We start from the raw sequence: 19,617 nt of genomic DNA on the forward strand, positions 1-19,617 counted from the left end.
GGCGATCTGCTTGGACGAGGTCTCGATCCCGTCCATCGCCCCCACCGTCTGGCGCACCACTTCGCCGGACCGCTCGGCATCGGTCTTCGAGGTCGAGACCAGGTCGCGCGCCTCGTTCGCCACCTCGGCGGTGCGCCGCACCGTCGCGGTGATCTCATCGAGGGCCGCCGCCGTCTCTTCCAGGCTCGCCGCCTGCTGCTCGGTGCGCCGCGACAGATCGTCCGACGCCTGGGTGATCTCCTCGGCGCCCGAGCGCACGCCTTGCGTGTTGGTGGCGATGGCCTGCATCGTCACCTGCAGCTTCTCCATCGCCGCATTGAAATCGCCGCGCAGCTTTTCGTAATCGGCCGAGAACGCCTCGGTCAGGCGGAACAGCAGATCGCCGCCGGAAAGCTTTTCCAGACCCGTGGCGACGGAATGCACGACGAATTCCTGCTGTTTTGCCGCCGCCGCGCGTGCCGCCTCGTTGGCCGCGCGTTCCGTATCCATCTGCGCGGCGGTCGCCTTGGCGTCTTCTTCCAGGCGCAGTTTCTCGAGGCCTGCGTCTTTGAAAACCTGTACAGCCCGGGCCATGCCGCCGATTTCATCCCTGCGTTCAGCGCCGAGGATTTTAGCCTGAAAATCGCCACCAGATAGGCGGCCCATTACATTTTGTAGCGCTTTCACCGGCGCCGAAATTCCCGATCTGGCCCCGAAAAAGCCGGCCACCATCATAAGCACTAGGCCGACGAGAATCAGGGACAGGGTCGTCGTAATCGTACCACCTGTCGCAGCTGCCAGGGATGCGAAACGGGTGTTCTCGTCGGCTGCGACACGATTGATTTCGGAGACAATGTCATTGCTCAAGGCAACAAACTGAGGCACGCATTTACTAAGAAATTCCGTTTGCATGGTACCACCGCTGCCATCCACCGTCGCCGTGGCGGCCAGCTCATTCGGGTTACCGCATTGCCCGTTGGCGAGTTGCAATCCCCTCGTTTCCAGCTGCTGCATGGCTGCGGCATCCTGCGGATATGCCCCCGCCGCTTGCTCCAAGAACATTGCCGTATGCGCGCGCACCCGCGCCACTTCAGCCACGGTCGTCGGATTGCCTGATGCCGCCTTGCTCACCACCAGTTCACCAAGGTCGGAACGCATGATTTCGAGCGCCCCGTTGGCCCGCAACAGCCCGATAAGCGCGGCGGTCTCGCCCCCACGGAGATTTTTGTACCCGGTATCGATGGTCCGCATCTGGTGTGTCACGTAACCGGTCACGGCCAAGACAAAGAAACCAAAAGCGCCCAGGATTGTAAGGATTTTACCGACAATGGGAAGATTTTTCACGTAAACCCCTGCTACTCAAAATTGTTCTCGAGGCATCTTGATGAAGCCAATAGTGGCGGCATCTCTTGTAAAGATTACACCGCCCTAATATGCAGTCCACAACTATAGATGGCAATGATGAGCGCGCCAATCGCGTTAAATTAGAACGCAGCTTTTGGAAATGGCATAAATAGCTGGAACTCCCTCCGCTCATCGCGAGGGCCAGCCAATCGGCGGGCCGTCATTTGGTGGACGCCGGCGCTGGTCTCGGACCTTCATTCACAATGTGGTCCGGCCGCATTATTGCCCGGCTATCGACCGCCAGCGCCAGAGGTTTTTGGTGTGGCCGCCACCGCCAGCCACGTTGAAGGGCGCGGTGCGGGCTACACCAAAACCAAACCAGCCACAACGAAACTAACTATACTGGATGTGGATTACCGTTCGGGGCTTGTCAGTGGTGCCGTTCTTGCCCTTTTCGGGGCTAGACAGGCGGTAGAAGCGCCCACCATAAGATAGTGGGGGCAGTTTTATGGTGTTGAAACCGGCTGCCTCCTGCTGCCTGGTATGACCTGCTGCGCTTTGCTCCGGACCTGTCGGTAGACAGAGCCTTCAGTGAATCTGTTTCAAATTTATGTGTAAAATCAACAACTTATGTGCAGAGATGCGGCCTGGAAAAATCCAATTTTTGCTTGACAGTATAGAAAATTCTAGGTTGCGCATTTCTGCGCGTCTAACTGGCCGAAACCACTTCAAACTAGGCCGCCTATCAAATGGTTAGCCACAATCTTGCCCGATCGGCAAAATTTCGAAGCACGCGATTTCTCTCGCCTTCAGTATTGCTGACGCCATTGGTCCTCATAGACACGATGATGAAAGGGTGGCGGGGGACGTACCCCCCGCCGGTTTGACCGCTCTCGGCGTTGCTGGTCCCAAGTGTGGCGACCTCCGGGAAGAACCCGGACCCGATGCCATCCCGCCTTTCGGCGGTGGGTCTGCTAGGGGCGAAATCATGTTCGCATATCTTCGCTGCTTTTTTCAACATTTAGGGCCAGATTACCGTCCAGATCATGGACGGTAATCGCGGCATTTGGGTATCACCGGAACTCTCACGCAGTGATAGGCGAGTGATAGCGCGATGCAGCCTTTCGCGGCGGATTCCTTGGGGCCGCGCCCGCTTGGGTGAGACTCTAGAGCGCAAAATTTACTATCACAAAAGCCGGTATTAGCCCCAGCCTTGCGTCGTGAACCTGGGCAGGACGCTCGCTCCCGTGATCTGGCTGATGGCCGGCCCGATGTCGCCGCCGAGCGCCGCTCGCAGGATCGCCCGCGCCGGCAGATACTTTCGCTCCGCCATCTCCTCGCCGCCGGCGATCACCGGCCGGATCGGATCCAAGTTGTCGGCATTGTCGGCCAGCTTCACCCGGATCGCGTCCTCATTGCCGCACAAGGCCAGGGAGGCGATGAATTTATCCCAAGAACAGTTTTTTAGCCGACGTCAATAGGGGCGCTAACTACCCACCATTGCCCCCAAGGGAGCGGAGGCTTCTAGGAAAATTGAACCGCCATGGGTCGCTATAGGGCGCTGGCGGCTGGAGCCGGTTGATCGGGACGCTTTTCCGAAAGTCTTGAATTTTGTAAACGGCTACATGACCTCCGCTTGACAAAGTAAGGAAAATACCTTACCACTTTATCCAAAGTGATAGGAGCCGCATATGCAGGTGGTCGAAGAAGTTTGCACAATTACGGCGAAGGGTCAGACGACGGTGCCAAAAACCGTCCGGAAAGCGCTCGGCGTTGGCTATGGCGGCCGTATCGCGTTCCGAGTGGAAGGCAACACCGTCACCATCCATGCGATGTTGGATGACGCCGAGCAGGACCCGGCACTGTCACCGTTTTTAAGCCTCCTAGCTGCCGATTTGGCGGCCCGGCCAGAAGATGCCGTCCGTCCTCTCACGCCCGCCCTGGCCTCTCGCATGGGCGCCTTGGCCAAAGAAATTGGCGACGTGGACCTCGACGCTCCCATTGAGGGGGATGTCTCGCTATAGTTCAGCTTCCTGAATTGAAACAGAACGGGTGGAGCCTTTGTGCCCACCCCCTGTTTCTGGATCAATTAGAGAGGCTTGTGGCAAGCGTGCAGCGCGCCACACAATCAGACCCGACTGGTTGGCGGGGTAAGGCCGACGCGCAGACGCTGGCGGCAATCTATGCTCTGGTGTTTGATCGTATCCCACATGATCCGCTCGCGCCCGAATTTCGACAGGGCAACACGCTAGGAAAGGAGCATAGGCACTGGTTCAGGGCTAAGTTTGGCGGCAGCCGTTTCCGACTGTTTTTCCGGGCGGACTCAACGGCCAAGGTAATTGTTTACGCTTGGGTCAATGACCGCGACACGCTGCGCAAGGCAGGCGCCAGCTCAGACCCTTATGCGGTTTTTGCGAAAATGCTAGGGAGCGGCAATCCGCCTGACGGCTGGCCTGCACTTTTGGCCTCGGCACAGACGCCCGACGCTGTAAAACGGTTTGCGGCATCAGCTGGCAAGGTGATTGATTGAACGCAGCAGAGATCGTCCTATTCGAGATGATCTGAACGGCTACTTCAGGCTTGCGCCGAAAGCAGTCATATCCCCGGCCGTCGAAGCCATCATGTCATCAGTGCATCCGACCGCTCCCGGTCGTAGGCCTGTTGGGCTTGCACCACCGTGCCGGAATATTCGGCCACCCAGGTCGCGAGCGCCATACAGGGTGCCTGAAGCGAACGGCCAAGCGGCGTGATCGAATATTCGACACCCAATGTCGCTGTCGTGAGGACGCGCCGCGAGACAAGACCGCTTCGCTCCAGGCGCCTGAGCGCCTCCGTCAATGCCTTATGCGTGATTCCATTCAGCCGCCGCTTGATGGCGTTAAACCGCGCCGGTTCGATGCAGACAACCGTGAGGATCAAGATGGACCATTTGTCGGCAATCTGCCCAAGCACCAAACGGTTCGCATGCGCCTGGGTGAGCAGGAGGTGGGTTGGGTGCGCGGTATCCTCGACCATATCTAGGCTCCCTCAGGTGCGTAATTGACCCTAGATTTAGATTATATACCTTGAGTAAGCTAGGGAATTACCTTGGCCTCAAGGAGATATAAATGATCAAGTTCGCCTACCTGATCAATCGCGTCGAAGGCATGAGCGTCGAAGCGTTTGTCAATCATCATCGCAACAAACACGCCCCGTTATTTACCTCCATTCCCGAAGCGCAGCAGTATGTCCGCAGATATGCGATCTCGCATCCGGTTGCCGCGCTAAATTATCCCGCACCCGCCTTTGATGGCCTGACCGAGATTTGGTTCGATAGCTGGGCCGATCACGACGCCTTCTTCAACTCCAAAAAATTATTTCGAAACGGTGAAGCCCGATGAGCCGACCTTTATCGATTTCACTTCTGTTGCCGTGATGGTGACGGAGGAACGGATAGTCATTGGATAACGAGAAAATGGAAGCGTTCCAGCGCAGATCAATTGCTTCTCGGACACGCAGGGACGTCGAGAACCCGCTCAGCCTCGCCGAGTATATTGAGGTGTGAGGCCAGGCTAGCATCTAGGTTGAGGCGAGGCCGGCCGTCGACCCTTTTACGTCATTGCGTGCTCGTTTGCCTCAGTCTGAAAGCGGACACTAGGCTGACAAACGCTTGCATAAATTACTACTATTCCCGTAGACTTATTTCCCGACAAAGCCGGACGACACCCATCCAGCCATGCACCTCCCCGGATCATGAAATTTCGTGAAAGGGTCATGGCTAATTCAGGAGTAACTGCATGGCTCTTTCCTTCCACTGGTTCCTGCCGACATACGGGGACAGCCGCTATATTGTCGGGGGTGGGCATGGCCTGCCAGCCGGCACCGCCGGTGGCATCCGTGCGCCGACCTTGGCATATTTGGGCCAGATCGCCCGGAGCGCAGAGCAACTGGGTTTCATCGGCGCGCTGACCCCGACAGGGGCCTGGTGCGAAGATGCATGGCTGGCAACTGCCATGCTGGCCGAAGTCACGGAAAGCCTGAAATTTCTCGTCGCTTTCCGTCCCGGGCTGATCGCGCCCACGCTAGCAGCACAGATGGCCGCGACATATCAGAACTATTCCAAGGGCCGTTTGCTGTTGAACGTGGTTGTCGGCGGTGAGGCGCATGAGCAGCGTGCTTATGGTGATTTCTTGGGGAAGGATGAGCGCTATGAGCGCGCCGGCGAATTTCTGGAAATCGTGCGGGCGCTTTGGCAAGGGGGGGCGGTCAACTATGAAGGCAAACATTTCCGTGTCGAGGGCGCGGCTCTTCCCCGTCTGCCGGCGGTGACGCCGCCGCTTTATTTTGGCGGTTCGTCCGAAGCTGCCGGCCCTGTGGCCGCGCGACACACTGATGTTTACCTCACCTGGGGCGAACCGCCTGCCGACGTCGCGGCAAAGATCGCCTGGATACGCCGTCATGCAGAAGCGCAAGGCCGCGATGTTCGCTTCGGAATTCGTCTGCACGTTATCACGCGCGATACGTCTGAAGCCGCCTGGGCGGAAACCCGGCGCTTGCTTGCCGCGATCGACCCTGAGACAATCGCCAAGATGCAGGCGGGATTCGCCCGCAGTGAGTCGGTGGGCCAGGCGCGCATGGTGGCGCTCCATCAGGGCGCGACGGACAGGCTCGAGGTTGCCCCCAATCTATGGGCTGGCTTCGGGCTGGTGCGTGGCGGCGCCGGGACCGCGCTCGTCGGCAGCCATTGCGAGGTTGCAGACCGCATCAAGGAATATGCGGAACTCGGCATCACCGAGTTCGTCCTCTCCGGCGTGCCCCATCTCGAGGAAGCCTATTGGTTCGGCGAGGGGGTGCTGCCGATCCTGCAACGCGAAGGGTTGTGGACACATCCGCAAGGCGGAGAGAGCGGTGTGAGCGCGACGGGGGATATTCCGTTCCTGCCGGCCGTCACGCAGCAGAAGACCAGCGCGCGCTGCGCCTGACCGATGCGCGGGGAGCGGGCGGGCCACCGCGCTCCGCGCATCGGATGTAACGCGCGGGGTTTTTCTTAACGTTGCGCGGCTGCCACCGCGGGAAGACCGAGATGCTCACGCAGCGTTTGCCCCGTATAACGCGTGCGATAGAGACCGAGGTGCTGCAACTCCGGCACGATTTCAGCCACGAATTCCGTAAAGCTTCCGGGCAGATAGGCCGGGCTGATGACGAAGCCGTCGCATGCGCCGGCCTCGAACCACGCCGCCATCGTCGCCGCGATCTGTGCGCCGGTGCCGGCCAGTTGCGGGACCCGCACGCTGCTGGCCCAGATTTGTCCAAGGGCGCCGAGTGTCATGCCCGGCTCGCCGGTCGTCCGCAATTTTTCGCGCACCGCATCGGGCAATGCGGGATCGTCCGCGAGGCGGGAGATCTCGGTCTCGAGCGCGAACGGACCGAAATCGAAGTTGAGCTGGCTCGACAATGTGGCGATGCCGAGCTCCGGCCTGGCGAGGGCGTTATGTTCGTCGCGTTTGGCGATGGCCTCCGCTTCGGTGCGCCCGATGAAAGGCATGATTGCGGTGAGGATACGGCTGCTATCGGGTGCGCGCCCGTACGCGACGGCTTGCCGCCGCACGTCATCGCGGAAGGCGCGGGCTTCCTCGATGGTGCGGTTGATGGTGAAGATCGCTTCGGCCCAGCGCGCGCCGAAGCGGCGCCCGCGCCCCGATGAGCCTGCTTGAATGATGACCGGATGTCCGGTCGGGCCCGGCGGCATGTTCATCGGCCCTTCGACATCGAAGAATGCCCCGTGATGCGCGACGCTGCGGATGCGCGCGGGATCGGCGAAGATGCCGGTTGCCTTGTCCTGCACGAGCGCGTCCGGATCCCAGCTTCGCCAGAGTTTGAAGGCGACTTCCATGAACTCGTCAGCCCGGTCGTAGCGCTGATCGTGCTCCATATGCTGCGCATGCCCGAAGATCCGGCCCTCGCTGTCGTTCATCGATGTCACGACATTCCACGCGCCACGTCCGGCGGTGAGATGATCGAGCGTCGTGAAGCTGCGCACGATGTGGTTCGGCTGATAATAAGTGGTCGATCTTGTGACGCCGAGCCCGAGCCGGGTGGTTGCCGCGGCGAGGAAACTCACAATCGGCAGCGGATCGAGCCGCGCGGCGTCCTGTGCGCCATAGCGGAAGGACAGGTCGCGCCCACCGTTGAGCTGGCTCGAAACGCCGAGGCGATCGGCGAAGAACAGAAAATCGAACAGCCCGTTCTCGAGCGTCTGCGCGACTTCCACATAAAGGCGCGGGTCGGTGAAGGGACGTGTGGTCAAAGGGTGCCGCCACAGCGCATGGCTATGGACCACGGGGCCGGCGATCATGAAGCCGGCGAGGTGAATCTCACGTTTCGGTTCGGACATTGCGATCTCTACAGGCGGGTTTTGGCAATATAATATTTACTATATCGGCCAACTAGATTAACCGCGCAATACTCAATGCGATATAGCCGAAGAACGGGATGGATATGGTGCATCATAAAGCCGGGTGGGCCGCGCCGCGGAGCCGCTCTTACGAATTATTGGCGGAGCGATTTCAGCCGATTTTCCGCCGCATCAGGGAAGGCGCGTTGCAGAGAGAGACTGACCGGACGCTGCCTTACCAGCCGATCCGCTGGCTTCGGGACGCGGGCTTCGGGGCTGTGCGCATCGCGGCGGAAGATGGCGGTGGCGGCGCGACCTTGCCCGAGCTGTTTGCGCTTTTGACCGAACTGGCGGTCGCGGATTCGAATGTCACGCAGGCGCTGCGCGCCCATTTTGGCGTGGTCGAGGATATACTGAGCGCGGGCGATGCGTCGCGACGGGCGCGGTGGTTGCCGCGTTTCGTCGCGGGGGATCTGGTCGGCAGCGCCTTCAGCGAAGGCGGCGGCAACCAGGTCGGTTCTTTCGGCACGATTCTGGTGCAGGATGGAGCCCGTTATCTCCTGAATGGCACGAAATATTACAGCACAGGCGCTCTATTTGCGGATTGGGTGAATTTCGGTGCGGTGTTGGACGGTGAGGTCGTGAGCGGCCTGGCCTTGGCGACCGACCCAGGCGTCTCGCGCCGTGAGGACTGGAACGGTTTCGGACAGATCCTGACAGGCAGCGGCACAACCGAATTCGTCAATGTTCCGGTCGATCCAAAAGATATATTCCGGCTTTCCAGCCGGTCCAAATATCGCACGGCATTTTTCCAGCTTGTGCATCTCGCGACATTGTCCGGCATCGGGCGGGCGGCCGCTGAAGATGTCGCGGCTGAAGTGGCGGCGCGCACCCGGACTTACACCCACGGCGCCGGCGCACAGCCGCGCGTGGATCCGCAGGTGTTGCAGGTGGTGGGGCGGGTGCGCAGCCTCGCCTACGCCGCCGCGGCGATTACGTTGCAGGCGGCCGAAGCGGCGCAGCGTGTGTTTGAACTTTCGTTTGCAAACGAGGCCAAGCCGTTGACGGAAGCCGCCATCGATGCGGAGCTTGAAATGTGCGCGGCGCAGCCTGTCGTGGCCAAGCTGATTCTCGAGGCGACGACGCTCATGTTCGACGCGCTGGGCGCTTCGGCAACGGACCGCGCCAAAGCACTCGACCGCTATTGGCGCAACGCGCGGACGATCGGCTCGCATAATCCGCTGATCTACAAGGAGCGCATCGTTGGCGATTTCGCCGTGAATGGGACGGCGCCGCCTTTCACCTGGATGGTCGGGGAGGGGGGCTCCTGACCTCAGGAACGCCGCCGGATCCGAGCGGCGGCATGGACGTATTTCTAAATAATATATATCATATTGACTAAATAGGTTTATCGTCGGCATGATGGATGAAACTGAAGAGCGGATACGAATCGTGAAGACGGATGTTGTGGCGGTGGTGCCACGCACGGGAACGGCACCCGCGCACCGGATCGGAACGGACAGTGAGGCGATCGAAGTGGCGCACGCACTGGCGGCGGCGTTTGCGGTCGGGGCGGCCGAGCGGGACCGTCTGCGCCAACTTCCGCATGAGGAAATCGAGCGTTTCAGCGCGAGCGGCCTATGGGCCATTGCCGTGCCGCGCGCCTTTGGCGGCGCCGAACTGTCGTACCGTACCGTCGCGAAAATGATCGAGATTATCTCCGCGGCGGATCCGTCGATCGGCCAGATTCCCCAAAACCATTTGAGCGTCGCTTTTCAAATCCAGTCGCTGGGGAGCGAGGCGCAGCGGCGCTATTTCTTTGACTTGATCCTGAACGGTGCGCGCTTCGGCAACGCGCTCGCCGAACTCACGGACAAGGCCGCGCATCAGTTCGAGACGGTCATGACGCCCGTGCAGCGCGATGGGCAAGCCGGTTATGAAATCAATGGCCGAAAATTTTATTCGACCGGCGCGCTGTTTGCCGATTTCATTTCTGTCGGCGCGTTGGATTCCGCCGGCCGCCGCTACACCGCCATCGTGCCGCGGAACGCCCCCGGCCTCACGGTGAGCGACGATTGGTCGAGCTTCGGGCAGCGGACAACGGCGAGTGGCACAGTGATCCTCGAGCGGGTCTTCGTGCCGGAGAGCCATGTTCTGCCACTCTATCTCGTACAGGAACGGCCGGTGCCGAACGGGGCGGTGGCGCAGATCATCCAGGCGGCCATCGACAGCGGCATCGCCGTTGCCGCGGTTGAAGATACCAAGCGGCTGGTTCGCGAGGTCGCCCGCCCGTGGCGGGATTCCGGCTCGCCCCGTGCGGCGGACGATCCCTACACGATCGCCACGATCGGCAGGCTCGAAATCGCGTTGCATGCGGCGCAGGCGCTGCTCGATCGTGCCGGCGGCTTCGTCGATCGCTCGATTGCGGCGCCGACCGAGGGCAGCGTCGCCGAGGCTTCCATCGCGGTCGCCGAAGCCAAGGTGTTGACGACGGAGATCGCGCTCGAAGCGAGCAATGTGCTGTTCGAACTGGCGGGCACACGGGTGACGCTGGAGCCGCACCGGTTCGACCGGCATTGGCGCAACGCCCGCGTCCATACGCTGCACGATCCCGTGCGCTGGAAATACAATGTCATCGGCGATTGGGCCTTGAACGCCAAGGCGCCGCCGCGGCACGGGCTGGTTTGAGGCTGCGATGAGCTTCCATCTTGCCAGCCTGTTTGTCGCGGGTGCGCTCGACACGCTCACCTATTGGAGCCTCGCCTTCCTTATCGCGTCGGGGCTCACCGTGGTGTTCGGCATGCTCGGCTTCCTCAACGTCGCGCACACGTCTTTCTACATGCTGGCCGGCTACATCGCGTATTCGGTCGCCGAGCGCACCGGCAGCTTCTGGCTCGCTTTGTTGTTGGCGCCCCCGGCGACGGTCATTCTCGGCCTTGCCGCCGAGCGTTGGCTGTTCCGCCGTCTCTACGCGGCGGGCCACACGCCGCAATTGCTTCTCACGATCGGCATCGCCTATGTGATCGCCGAGGCGACCAAGATGGTCTGGGGCGACGATGCGCTGACAGTCGCGCCGCCGCCGGGTCTGCGCGGCCATCTCGCCATCCTCGGCGCGACGCTGCCGGTCTATCATTTGTTCGTCATCGCCATCACCTTGGTGCTGGTCGCTCTCCTGGCGTTGCTGATCGGCGGTACGCGGCTTGGCATGGTGGTCCGCGCGGCCGCGACCCATCCGCAAATGGTCGATGCTCTCGGCTTCAGGGTGAGCACGGTGCACATGCTGGTCTTCCTGGTTGGTCTCTATCTCGCTGCGATCGCCGGCGTGGTGATGACCCCGATGGTCGGCGTGTATCCCGGCATGGCGGATGACGCTTTGGTGCAGGCCTTCATCGTGGTGGTCGCGGGCGGTCTCGGCAGCCTGTCAGGCGCCTTCGCCGTCGCCGGCCTGCTCGGCTTGGTGCAAGGTTTCGGCAGCGTCTTTTTCTCAGATTACGCGCTGTTCTTTCCGTTCATCGTGCTTGCCGGGGTGTTGCTGTTCCGGCCGCTCGGCCTGTTCGGCGCCCGGAATGGCGCGTGAGGAGTGAAGCATGACCATCCCCGGTAAACTCGGCCCCGTGCTCTCGGCGCTCGACGCCGAACGCGGTCGTGGCCGGGTGGCGGAAACATTGGCGACAATCGTCCTGCTTGCCGTGGTCGCAGGCGCACCCTGGATCGTTTCCAAAGCTGCGCTCAACGATCTCGGCCAGGCCATTCTGTTCGGGCTGTTCGCGATCAGCTTCAACATCGTGTTCAAATATTCGGGCTTGCTGTCGTTCGGTCATGCCGCGTTCTTCGGCTTGGCGGCCTATGGGGCTGCCTTGCTGCTGCAGGCCTTCCCCGCGCTGCCGGTGCCCGTGCTCATCCTGATAGCCGCTTCCGGCGCCGGCCTGCTCGGCCTCCTGCTCGGACATGTCTGCGTGCGTCGCGCGGGCGCTTATTTTTCCATGACGACGCTCGCCATCGGCGCCTTCTTCTACACGATCGCGTTCAAATGGCACGCCGTTACCGGCGGCACGGATGGGCTCGGCAGCTTCATGCCGGCCTCGTTGATGCTGCTGCCGGGCTGGCGCCTCGTGAATCCCTCAATTACGCAGACCTACGAATTGTCGGTCGCCTTCCTCATCCCGGTCGCGTTGGCGGCATGGTTCCTTCTCGAACGCACGCCCTTCGGCAACGCCATCCAGCTGGTCCGCCAGAACGAACAGCGCGCAGTGTTTCTCGGCTATGACGCGCATCGCGTGAAGCTTGCCAATTACGGCCTCGCCGCCTTCATTGCCGGCATCGCGGGCGCGCTTTGGGCGATTGCCAACGGCTTCGTCTCGACCGACAGCATCGACCTGACCTTGTCGACCACCGTGATCATCATGACCTTCATCGGTGGCTCCCAATGGTTTTGGGGTCCGCTGCTGGGCAGCACCATCTACATCTTCGGCTCGGACCGGCTCTCCGCCGTGACCCAGCATTGGCAGCTTTGGATGGGCCTCGTTTTCATCCTGCTGGTTCTGGTCTTTCCTCGCGGTGTCGCCGGGTTGCCTGGCATGTTGTTTGCCCGCCTGATCGGACGCCGCGATGTCTGATGATCCTTTGTTCGCCCTGCGTGGCATTTCGAAAAGCTTCGGCGCGGGGACGGTGCTCGACAATCTCTCGCTTGCCATCCGCAGCGGTGAGCGGCGGGGTTTGATCGGACCGAACGGGGCCGGCAAGACGACTCTGATCAACATCATGACCGGCAAATATCGTCCCGATGCCGGGCGCATCGCGTATCGCGGACGGGACATCACATTCTTGCCGCCGCACCGGCGCAACCGGCTCGGCATCGGACGGTCGTTTCAGATTCTCAGCCTGTTCGGCGAGGCAAGCGTGGGCGAGAATATCCGTGGTGCGCTGCTGCGCAAGCACGGCCTCGGCATGACGCCCGCCCGGCGGCTTCGTCGTCTCGAACAGATATTCGCTGAGACCGAGCAGATCGCGGCCTTGGTCGGTTTGTTGTCGGTTCTGACACAACGCGTCAACACGCTACCTTATGGAATGCAACGCCGGCTCGATATCGCCCTGGTTCTGGCGCAAGACCCGGAACTCATCATTCTCGACGAGCCGGCCGCGGGGCTTTCCGCCGCCGAGACAAGGGACCTCATCGACCTGCTCAAGACGGTGATCGGCAACCGAACGCTGATCCTCGTCGAGCACGACATGGATGTGGTTTACGCGCTTGCGGACCGGATCACTGTGCTCGATTACGGCCACGTGCTGACCGAGGGCACGCCCGCAGAGGTGAATGCCGACCCGGAGGTACGCCGGGTCTATCTCGGCGAGCCGGTTTCGTGACATGCTGAGGATTGACGCGCTTGCCGCGGGCTACGGACGAAGCCAGGTGCTTCATGACGTCAAGCTGACCTGCGGTCCCGGCGAGGTGGTGTGCCTGCTCGGCCGTAACGGCGCCGGCAAGAGCACGACGCTGAAAACCGTCATGGGCATCATTGGGGCGGCCGGCGGCGAGATCCGCTTTGGCGGCGCCTCTTTGGTCGGTTTGCCGCCGCATGCCATCGCGCGCCGCGGCATCGGCTACGTGCCGGAAGAGCGATTGATCTTTCCGGATCTGAGCGTTGCCGAAAACCTCTCGATGGGCGTGTGGCGCGGGCTCGGCCGGCCGTCGCGCGCCAGCTTCGGTCGCGTGCTCGATATTTTTCCACGTTTGGCGGGCAAGCTGCGCCAGCGCGGCCGCACACTATCGGGCGGCGAGCAGCAAATGCTCGCCATCGGCCGGGCCTTGATGGCGGAGCCGCGTTTGCTCCTTGTGGATGAACCCACGGAAGGGCTTGCGCCGGTGATCGTGCAGGCGCTGGAGCAGACGCTCGAGGCGCTCGCCGAAACCGGCATCGCGGTGCTGGTGGTGGAATCCAAGCTTGCCGTTGCCCGGCGCATTGCCGATCGCATCACGGTGATGGCCAAGGGTGAAACGGTGTTCGACGGTACGCCGGACAGGCTCGAGGCATGTACCGACATCAGGCGGCAATATCTTGAAGTCTGACGGCCGCGCCATCGGCTTTATTCATTGAGCCATCGATCGCGTCGCCATTTCACCCCCGTATCCATGAGGAGATTAGACAATGACAAGACCCAGCCTTAAAGCTTTCGTGGCCTCTTTGTTATGCGCCACCGCTTTGGCGGCGACGACGCACCCCGCCGCGGCCGATAATGGCAAAGCACCGATCACGTTTCTGGCGGCCATCATCGAATCTGGTCCGTTCAAGGTGACTGACGGCCAGAACCTCGCCGGCATCGAGTTCGCTGTCGATCAGATCAATGCGAAAGGCGGCATCGATGGCCACCCTGTCAAACTCGACGTGATCGATACCGAACTCAACGCCGCTGTCGCCAGGCGTAAAACGGTGGATGCCGTGCTGCAGGACCATGTGAGCGTAATCATCGGCGCTTCCGGCTCGGACATATTGCGCGCCTTGGTCGCGGTCGGGCAGCAATACCATGTGCCGGTGATCGCATTCGCCGGTGAGGTGGATGAACTGACCGGCGCGGAATTTCAGCCGGCGGTGTTTCGTGTGGCGTCCAGCGCAACGATGCACGCCGCGGCGATCGTCTATGCGCTCAAGCATGATTACCCCGGTGTGAAGAAAGTGTTCCTGTTGAACGAGGATTATTCGTTCGGGCATCAATCCGCGGTCGGTTTCCAGAAAGCACTCGCAAGGCTCGATCCTGGCGTCCAGATCGTCGGCGACGTGTTTCATCCGCGCGGCGCCGCCGATTTCTCGCCCTATCTGCAGCAGATCCAGGCCTCCGGCGCGGATTTCGTGCTGACCGCCGATTGGGGCGCGGATCTCGTGCAATTGCTGAACCAGGCAAATAGTTTCGGGCTGAAACCGCGGATCGGCGGCACCTTCCTGGCCGACCCTGACGTGCTCAAGCATGTCGGCAACGCCGCGATCGGCGATATCGGCGCGGACGTTTACGAGCCGACGATCGACAGCCCGCAAAACGACGCCTTCGTTGCCTCCTGGCACGCGGCGCACGCGCAGACCGATGTTCCGTGGCCGACCGCATCTGTCGGCAAATCCTACATCGCGACGCAACTCGCGGCCCTGGCGATCCAGCGCGCCGGCTCGACCGATTTCGATAAGGTCGAAAAAGCTTTGGAAGGTTTGCAATACAACTCGGTCGCCGGTCCTCTGACCATCCGTTCCTGCGATCATCAGGTGCAGATCGGCCAGGCGACCGGCGAGGTCGAGCCGACCACCGGTAAATTCTACAACTTCCCCTTCATCGGCACGGCGTTGATCGCGCCGATCGGTGCGATCGCGGTGCCGCCTGCGCAAACCGGCAATTCGCGCTGCACCACGGGGAATGGTTGAAACGGCGGGGAGGCGGGCGCGTGCGCCCGCCTTAGCCGTCAGTTTTTGACGCGGGGAAAGATCTCCTTGGCGAAGCGGCGCATTTCCGCTTCGAAGGGTTGGTATTGCAGCATGAAGAGCTCGATCCCCGCCGCATGGAACGCCCGAATGCGGTCGGCTACTTCGTCGTAGCTGCCGACCAGGCCGGCTGCCGTCCCGCCATTGGTGCCGATCCGCGGTGTCTGCGCCGCGTGCGTGTGCTTCATCACCACGGCGGGATCGGTGTTCGCCGCCTGACGCGCACGGATCGGCGCATCCTTCGCCGCGATCGAAGCGAGATGGGCATAGGCGGCCTCCGCTTCTGCTGTAGTTTCGCGCGCGATGACGAAAGCGGAAAGGCCGAAACGGAGCGGCGGCCCACTGCGCGGCAGGGCCCGGGCGCTGGCGATCAGGCGCTCCACCTCGGCAAGCGGCTGGCCGTTGATGAACCACACGTCGCCATGCGCCGCGACCAGATCCTGCGCCGGCAACGACTCGCCGCCGACATAGATCGCCGGGCGCGCGCGGAACGGATCGGCCGGGCGCAAAAGATAGTCCCGCACCTGGAAGTAACGTCCATCGAAACTCACCCGCTCGCCGCGCAAGAGCGGTTCGACGACGGAGATCCATTCGCGGCCATAAACGTAACGCTCGTCATGATCGGCGAACAATATGCCGGCTTTTTCATATTCCGGCTTGTTCCATGCATTCACCAGGTTGATCGCGAACCTGCCACCGGAGATGTGCTCGATCTGCTGGGCCATCTTGGCGAGCACGACCGGGTGGTAGAGCGGCGGCTTGATCGCGGCGATGATCTCGATGCGCTGCGTGAGCGCGGCAAGGGCCGCCGCCGCCGTCCAGGCTTCCAGCTCGTCCCATTCGTCATTGTAGGGGTTGGCCGTGTGCTGGGCGATCAGCGTGGAATCATAGCCCAGCGCCTCGGCCTCCAAAACGAGCCGCCGGTTGCGCTCCCAGGACGCGTCCAAAGGCTCATCGGGGTCCTGAAAGGCGCCACGGCTGCCATGCACCAAGGCCCAGATGCCAAACCGCAAGGCACTCATGCTGAGTGTTCCCGTGTTGCTGGTTTCGCCGATTGTCTCTCCTCCGTCGTTGGCCGGATCGAATTGGTGAATTTGACGGTCATCACTTTTCCCTACTTTAACTATAAATGTTGTAGATAATAAAGAAATATGAAAATGCGAAGTACCCTACGGCGGCCACGTTCATCGCCAAGCCGCCTTTGCCCCTCTTTGGTCTAACCCCCCAAGAACTGATCCACCATTGATGTGGTTTTGATGGGTATGAAGTGCTCCGGTTTGGTGGTCCGGCTTGAGAGTTGGCCTTCGACGGTCATTAAACGCTCAGTATGGGCCCAAGTCCCCCCGTAGACAAAGCATATTCTCGAGGCGTTTTATTGCCCAGAGCCATGTGAGGCCGGCTCTCATTATAGTCTTGGCGCCACGCCTCGATCAGGGATCGGCTTCGACAATAGTGTTGAACCAATGCAGGTTCAGGCACTCCTCCCGCAGCGATCCGTTGAATGTCTCGATAAAGGCGTTGTCCATCGGTTTGCCGGGCCGCGAGAAGTCGACCCGGACGAGCAAAATTTCCTTTCTTTTAAAGAACCGAAAGCTGAGTCCGGCCGATATCCGAGACTGATTTTTCCTCCGGCTGATTCTGCAGCGCGGATGGGGCGCCCCCTTCTCGAAACACCGCGCCGCCGGTGAAGGCGATGTCGACCGGCGTGCCGACGGCGAGCCCCGCCGCCAGCAGCGCGTCGGCGGTCATGCCGCTCTCGAGCCGCGTTTCCTGCCAGGCCAATGTCAGGCGCGCATGAGTCCCGCTGCTGGCAATCTGTGCGACGCGCCAGGGACCGGAGGCGCTGGGCCTGACGGCGATCTGGTGCGGGCGGACGAAGGCCGTCGCCGCCCCGTCAGCGCCATCCGTCTGGCCGAGAAAATAGCCGGCGTCGGCACGCACCTTGAGGTCGACGACATGGCAGGCGATGCGATTGCTCTCGCCGAGGAATTCGTGGACGAAGATATTGGCCGGCTGCCGGTAGATGTCCATCGGCGTACCCTGCTGGGAAATCCGGCCTTGCTGCATGATCACCACCCGGTCGGCCAGTTCGAAGGCTTCTTCCTGGTCATGGGTGACGAAGATCGTGGTGATGTTCATCTCCCGATGCAGGTGGTGCAGCCAGCGGCGCAGGTCGCGGCGCACCACGGCATCCAGCGCGCCGAACGGCTCATCGAGCAGCAGCACGCGGGGCTGGCTGGCGAGCGCGCGGGCGAGCGCCACGCGCTGGCGCTGTCCGCCGGAAAGTTGCGACGGGTAGCGCTTCGCCAAGGCTTCGAGCTGGATCAGGCGGAGCAGTTCCACGACACGGGCGCGGATCTCCGTTTTGCCGGCTTTGCGGACGCGCAACGGAAAGGCGATGTTCTCAAACACGCTCATATGGCGGAACAGCGCATAATGCTGGAACACAAAGCCGACGCCACGTTCTTTGGGCTTGCGCGATGACGCGTCGATATCACCGATGGTGATGCGGCCGGAATCGGGCTGGTCCAGCCCCGCGATCAGCCGCAACAAGGTCGTCTTGCCGGAGCCGGACGGGCCGAGCAGTGCGAGCAATTCTCCGGGCGCAACAGTCAGCGACACGTCATCCAGGACTTTATGGGCCCCGAAGCTGCGGGAGACATGGGAAACGGCGATATCGGCGGTCATTCTTCAAGCGGCCTTTTGCGGACGAGCAGATGTGCGCGGGCGTGAGGCGGCGATCTCGTCACGGTGCCACCATTCCAGCGCGGCTTTCAAGACCAATGTGGCCAGAGCGAGCAAAGCGAGCAGCGAAGCGGCGGCGAAGGCCGCCTGAATCTCATAGCTCTCGTAAAGCGATTCCACGGCGAGCGGCAGCGTGTCGGTGGAGCCGAACACCTTGCCCGAGACGACCGAGACGGCGCCGAATTCGCCCATGGCCCGGGCGTTGCAGAGCAGCACGCCGTAAAACAGGCCCCAGCGGATTTTCGGCAGCGAGACGCGCCAGAATATCTGCAACCCGCTGGCGCCCAGGGTCACGGCCGCCTCCTCCTCGTCATTGCCCTGTTCCTGGGCAAGCGGGATCACCTCGCGCGCGACGAAGGGGAAGGTGACGAAGATCGTGGCGAGCACCATCCCCGGAAGCGCGAAAATGATCTGCACGCCATGCGCGGCGAGGAACGGCCCGAGCAAGCCGTTGAGGCCGAACAGCAGCACTTCGAGCAGGCCGGCGACGACCGGGGAAATCGAGAACGGCAGGTCGATCAAGGTGAGCAGCACGCTGCGCCCGGGGAAGCGAAAGCGGGCGATGCACCAGCTGGCGACGATGCCGAAAACGAGATTGGCCGGCACCGCGATGGCGGCGATGAGCAGCGTAAGCCCAATGGCGGCGGTAACATTGGGGTCGACGATCGCGGCCACATAAGCGCCGAACCCGGCGGAAAGCGCCTGGATGAAGACCGTGAGCAGCGGCAGGACCAGGAACAGAACCATGACCAGCAACGCCGTGGTGATGAGCAGAATTCTAACCATTCTGGCGCCGCCGGACCCAGGCTTGCAGCAAATTGATCGTGAGCAGCAGCAGGAACGAGACGCCGAGCATCAGCGTGCCGATCGCGGTCGCGCCCTGATAGTCGAACTGGTCGAGCTGTGCCACGATCAGCAGCGGCACGATTTCCGAAATCATCGGCTTGTTGCCGGCGATGAAAATGATCGAGCCATACTCGCTGAGGCAGCGCGCGAAAGCCAAGGCGAAGCCGGTGAGCAAAGAGGGCAGGATGGCGGGAAAGCTGATCCGCCAGAAAATCTGCCAGGCGGAGGCGCCCATGAGATGGGCGGCTTCCTCCTGCTCGGCATCGAGATCGTCGATGACCGGCTGCACGGTGCGGACGATGAAGGGCAGCGAGACGAACATCATGGCGACGACGATGCCGGCCGGCGTGAAGGCGACGCGCAGGCCGAGCGGTAGCAGCAAATGGCCGAGCCAGCCTTGCGGCGCGTAGAGCGTCGACAAGGCGATGCCGGCGACCGCGGTGGGCAGCGCGAAGGGCAGGTCCACCAGCGCATCGACGATGCGCTTGCCCGGGAACGAATAGCGCACCAGCACCCAGGCCACCAGCAGCCCGAACACCACGTTCACCAGCGCGGCGAGGAAGGAGGCGCCGAAGGTGAGCCGGTAGGACGCCAGCACCCGCGGCGAGCTGATCGCGGTCCAGAACTGGTCCCAGCTCAGGGTGAAGGTCTTGAGGACCAGCGCCGAGAGCGGGATGAGGACGACCAGGCCCAGGTACAGCAGCGTGTACCCGAGCGTGAGGTTGAAGCCCGGCAGGACCTTCTTGCTGCCGCCGGCCGCCATCACTTGACCGTGTACAGCTTGTCGAACTGGCCGCCGTCGTTGAAGTGGACCTTCTGCGCCTCGGTGAGCGAGCCGAACAGTTCCTGCACCGTGAACAGCTTCAGCGG

General features: G+C 61.9%; 19 protein-coding genes and 1 pseudogene. 11 read left to right on the forward strand and 9 right to left on the reverse strand.

Going from position 1 to position 19,617, the window contains the following annotated elements; all coding sequences use genetic code 11:
* Together VNC39_RS04800 and VNC39_RS04805 are read right to left on the reverse strand one after the other, a co-directional pair.
* Positions 1–1,323, reverse strand: a 1,323-nt coding sequence (locus VNC39_RS04800; protein WP_325396726.1) for a methyl-accepting chemotaxis protein, incomplete at its 3' end; no start/stop codon positions are given.
* Between the two features lie 1,201 nt (positions 1,324–2,524).
* Positions 2,525–2,722 (reverse strand): hypothetical protein, encoded by a 198-nt coding sequence (locus VNC39_RS04805; protein WP_325396728.1) that lies wholly within the window; start codon positions 2,720–2,722, stop codon positions 2,525–2,527.
* Positions 2,723–3,014: 292 nt separating this feature from the next.
* Here VNC39_RS04805 and VNC39_RS04810 point away from each other — a divergent pair, with 292 nt between their 5' ends.
* Positions 3,015–3,347: a type II toxin-antitoxin system PrlF family antitoxin gene (locus VNC39_RS04810; protein WP_325396730.1), complete on the forward strand. Its 333-nt coding sequence runs from the start codon at positions 3,015–3,017 to the stop codon at positions 3,345–3,347.
* A 14-nt stretch (positions 3,348–3,361) separates the two neighbouring features.
* On the forward strand, positions 3,362–3,853 hold the full coding sequence (locus VNC39_RS04815) for a type II toxin-antitoxin system YhaV family toxin (RefSeq protein ID WP_325396732.1): 492 nt from the start codon (positions 3,362–3,364) through the stop codon (positions 3,851–3,853).
* An 89-nt stretch (positions 3,854–3,942) separates the two neighbouring features.
* On the opposite strand, the gene VNC39_RS04820 is transcribed toward VNC39_RS04815, so the two are convergent.
* Positions 3,943–4,338, reverse strand: a complete 396-nt coding sequence (locus tag VNC39_RS04820; protein WP_325396734.1) for a winged helix-turn-helix transcriptional regulator — start codon at positions 4,336–4,338, stop codon at positions 3,943–3,945.
* A 92-nt stretch (positions 4,339–4,430) separates the two neighbouring features.
* Between VNC39_RS04820 and VNC39_RS04825 the strand changes: the two genes are divergently transcribed.
* Complete coding sequence (locus tag VNC39_RS04825; RefSeq protein WP_325396736.1) at positions 4,431–4,703, forward strand: EthD domain-containing protein; 273 nt, start codon at positions 4,431–4,433, stop codon at positions 4,701–4,703.
* 396 nt (positions 4,704–5,099) lie between these two features.
* On the forward strand, positions 5,100–6,284 hold the full coding sequence (locus VNC39_RS04830; RefSeq protein ID WP_325396738.1) for an LLM class flavin-dependent oxidoreductase: 1,185 nt from the start codon (positions 5,100–5,102) through the stop codon (positions 6,282–6,284).
* A 65-nt stretch (positions 6,285–6,349) separates the two neighbouring features.
* Here VNC39_RS04830 and VNC39_RS04835 read toward each other — a convergent pair whose 3' ends face one another.
* A complete protein-coding gene (locus VNC39_RS04835; RefSeq protein ID WP_325396740.1) occupies positions 6,350–7,696 on the reverse strand; it encodes an LLM class flavin-dependent oxidoreductase in 1,347 nt (448 codons plus the stop codon).
* Between the two features lie 104 nt (positions 7,697–7,800).
* Between VNC39_RS04835 and VNC39_RS04840 the strand changes: the two genes are divergently transcribed.
* The 7 genes from VNC39_RS04840 to VNC39_RS04870 all read left to right on the forward strand — a co-directional run bounded on the left by VNC39_RS04840 (position 7,801) and on the right by VNC39_RS04870 (position 15,099).
* The gene (locus VNC39_RS04840; RefSeq protein ID WP_325396742.1) at positions 7,801–9,027 is read left to right on the forward strand and encodes an acyl-CoA dehydrogenase family protein; all 1,227 of its coding nucleotides are present in this window, start codon (positions 7,801–7,803) and stop codon (positions 9,025–9,027) included.
* Between the two features lie 88 nt (positions 9,028–9,115).
* Positions 9,116–10,384, forward strand: coding sequence for an SfnB family sulfur acquisition oxidoreductase (locus VNC39_RS04845; protein ID WP_325396744.1), 1,269 nt, complete (start codon positions 9,116–9,118; stop codon positions 10,382–10,384).
* A gap of 7 nt (positions 10,385–10,391) precedes the next feature.
* Positions 10,392–11,273: a branched-chain amino acid ABC transporter permease gene (locus tag VNC39_RS04850; protein WP_325396746.1), complete on the forward strand. Its 882-nt coding sequence runs from the start codon at positions 10,392–10,394 to the stop codon at positions 11,271–11,273.
* 10 nt (positions 11,274–11,283) lie between these two features.
* Positions 11,284–12,312, forward strand: a complete 1,029-nt coding sequence (locus tag VNC39_RS04855) for a branched-chain amino acid ABC transporter permease (RefSeq protein ID WP_325396748.1) — start codon at positions 11,284–11,286, stop codon at positions 12,310–12,312.
* Positions 12,305–13,060 carry an ABC transporter ATP-binding protein gene (locus VNC39_RS04860; protein WP_325396750.1) on the forward strand — a complete coding sequence of 252 codons (756 nt, stop codon included), beginning with the start codon at positions 12,305–12,307 and terminating at the stop codon, positions 13,058–13,060. The genes VNC39_RS04855 and VNC39_RS04860 overlap by 8 nt, the downstream gene beginning before the upstream one ends.
* A 1-nt stretch (position 13,061) precedes the next feature.
* Entirely contained in the window at positions 13,062–13,763 is a 702-nt protein-coding gene (locus VNC39_RS04865; protein WP_325396752.1) for an ABC transporter ATP-binding protein, read from the forward strand.
* A gap of 79 nt (positions 13,764–13,842) precedes the next feature.
* Positions 13,843–15,099 (forward strand): ABC transporter substrate-binding protein, encoded by a 1,257-nt coding sequence (locus tag VNC39_RS04870; RefSeq protein ID WP_325396754.1) that lies wholly within the window; start codon positions 13,843–13,845, stop codon positions 15,097–15,099.
* A gap of 38 nt (positions 15,100–15,137) precedes the next feature.
* Here the strand turns inward: VNC39_RS04870 and VNC39_RS04875 are convergent, their stop codons facing one another.
* The 5 genes and pseudogenes from VNC39_RS04875 to cysT form a co-directional block, all read right to left on the reverse strand.
* Complete coding sequence (locus VNC39_RS04875) at positions 15,138–16,178, reverse strand: LLM class flavin-dependent oxidoreductase (RefSeq protein WP_325396756.1); 1,041 nt, start codon at positions 16,176–16,178, stop codon at positions 15,138–15,140.
* Positions 16,179–16,470: 292 nt separating this feature from the next.
* A pseudogene (locus tag VNC39_RS04880) lies at positions 16,471–16,715 on the reverse strand (integrase core domain-containing protein); the annotation flags it as partial.
* 19 nt (positions 16,716–16,734) lie between these two features.
* Positions 16,735–17,844, reverse strand: coding sequence for a sulfate/molybdate ABC transporter ATP-binding protein (locus VNC39_RS04885; protein WP_325396758.1), 1,110 nt, complete (start codon positions 17,842–17,844; stop codon positions 16,735–16,737).
* Positions 17,845–17,847: 3 nt separating this feature from the next.
* Complete coding sequence (cysW, locus tag VNC39_RS04890; protein WP_325396760.1) at positions 17,848–18,687, reverse strand: sulfate ABC transporter permease subunit CysW; 840 nt, start codon at positions 18,685–18,687, stop codon at positions 17,848–17,850.
* Positions 18,680–19,510, reverse strand: a complete 831-nt coding sequence (gene cysT, locus VNC39_RS04895; protein ID WP_325396762.1) for a sulfate ABC transporter permease subunit CysT — start codon at positions 19,508–19,510, stop codon at positions 18,680–18,682. The genes cysW and cysT overlap by 8 nt, the downstream gene beginning before the upstream one ends.
* Between the last annotated feature and the right edge of the window lie 107 nt (positions 19,511–19,617).

Source organism: Acidocella sp. (genome assembly GCF_035535915.1).
Classification (GTDB): domain Bacteria; phylum Pseudomonadota; class Alphaproteobacteria; order Acetobacterales; family Acetobacteraceae; genus Acidocella.

What these genes read in the sequence shown, in the direction of transcription:
- VNC39_RS04810 (WP_325396730.1), top strand. Translation starts at nt 3,015, where the DNA reads ATGCAGGTGGTCGAAGAAGTTTGCACAATTACGGCGAAGGGTCAGACG.
- VNC39_RS04820 (WP_325396734.1), bottom strand. Translation starts at nt 4,338, where the DNA reads ATGGTCGAGGATACCGCGCACCCAACCCACCTCCTGCTCACCCAGGCG.
- VNC39_RS04825 (WP_325396736.1), top strand. Translation starts at nt 4,431, where the DNA reads ATGATCAAGTTCGCCTACCTGATCAATCGCGTCGAAGGCATGAGCGTC.
- VNC39_RS04830 (WP_325396738.1), top strand. Translation starts at nt 5,100, where the DNA reads ATGGCTCTTTCCTTCCACTGGTTCCTGCCGACATACGGGGACAGCCGC.
- VNC39_RS04835 (WP_325396740.1), bottom strand. Translation starts at nt 7,696, where the DNA reads ATGTCCGAACCGAAACGTGAGATTCACCTCGCCGGCTTCATGATCGCC.
- VNC39_RS04840 (WP_325396742.1), top strand. Translation starts at nt 7,801, where the DNA reads ATGGTGCATCATAAAGCCGGGTGGGCCGCGCCGCGGAGCCGCTCTTAC.
- VNC39_RS04845 (WP_325396744.1), top strand. Translation starts at nt 9,116, where the DNA reads ATGATGGATGAAACTGAAGAGCGGATACGAATCGTGAAGACGGATGTT.
- VNC39_RS04850 (WP_325396746.1), top strand. Translation starts at nt 10,392, where the DNA reads ATGAGCTTCCATCTTGCCAGCCTGTTTGTCGCGGGTGCGCTCGACACG.
- VNC39_RS04855 (WP_325396748.1), top strand. Translation starts at nt 11,284, where the DNA reads ATGACCATCCCCGGTAAACTCGGCCCCGTGCTCTCGGCGCTCGACGCC.
- VNC39_RS04860 (WP_325396750.1), top strand. Translation starts at nt 12,305, where the DNA reads ATGTCTGATGATCCTTTGTTCGCCCTGCGTGGCATTTCGAAAAGCTTC.
- VNC39_RS04865 (WP_325396752.1), top strand. Translation starts at nt 13,062, where the DNA reads ATGCTGAGGATTGACGCGCTTGCCGCGGGCTACGGACGAAGCCAGGTG.
- VNC39_RS04870 (WP_325396754.1), top strand. Translation starts at nt 13,843, where the DNA reads ATGACAAGACCCAGCCTTAAAGCTTTCGTGGCCTCTTTGTTATGCGCC.
- VNC39_RS04875 (WP_325396756.1), bottom strand. Translation starts at nt 16,178, where the DNA reads ATGAGTGCCTTGCGGTTTGGCATCTGGGCCTTGGTGCATGGCAGCCGT.
- VNC39_RS04885 (WP_325396758.1), bottom strand. Translation starts at nt 17,844, where the DNA reads ATGACCGCCGATATCGCCGTTTCCCATGTCTCCCGCAGCTTCGGGGCC.
- cysW (WP_325396760.1), bottom strand. Translation starts at nt 18,687, where the DNA reads ATGGTTAGAATTCTGCTCATCACCACGGCGTTGCTGGTCATGGTTCTG.
- cysT (WP_325396762.1), bottom strand. Translation starts at nt 19,510, where the DNA reads ATGGCGGCCGGCGGCAGCAAGAAGGTCCTGCCGGGCTTCAACCTCACG.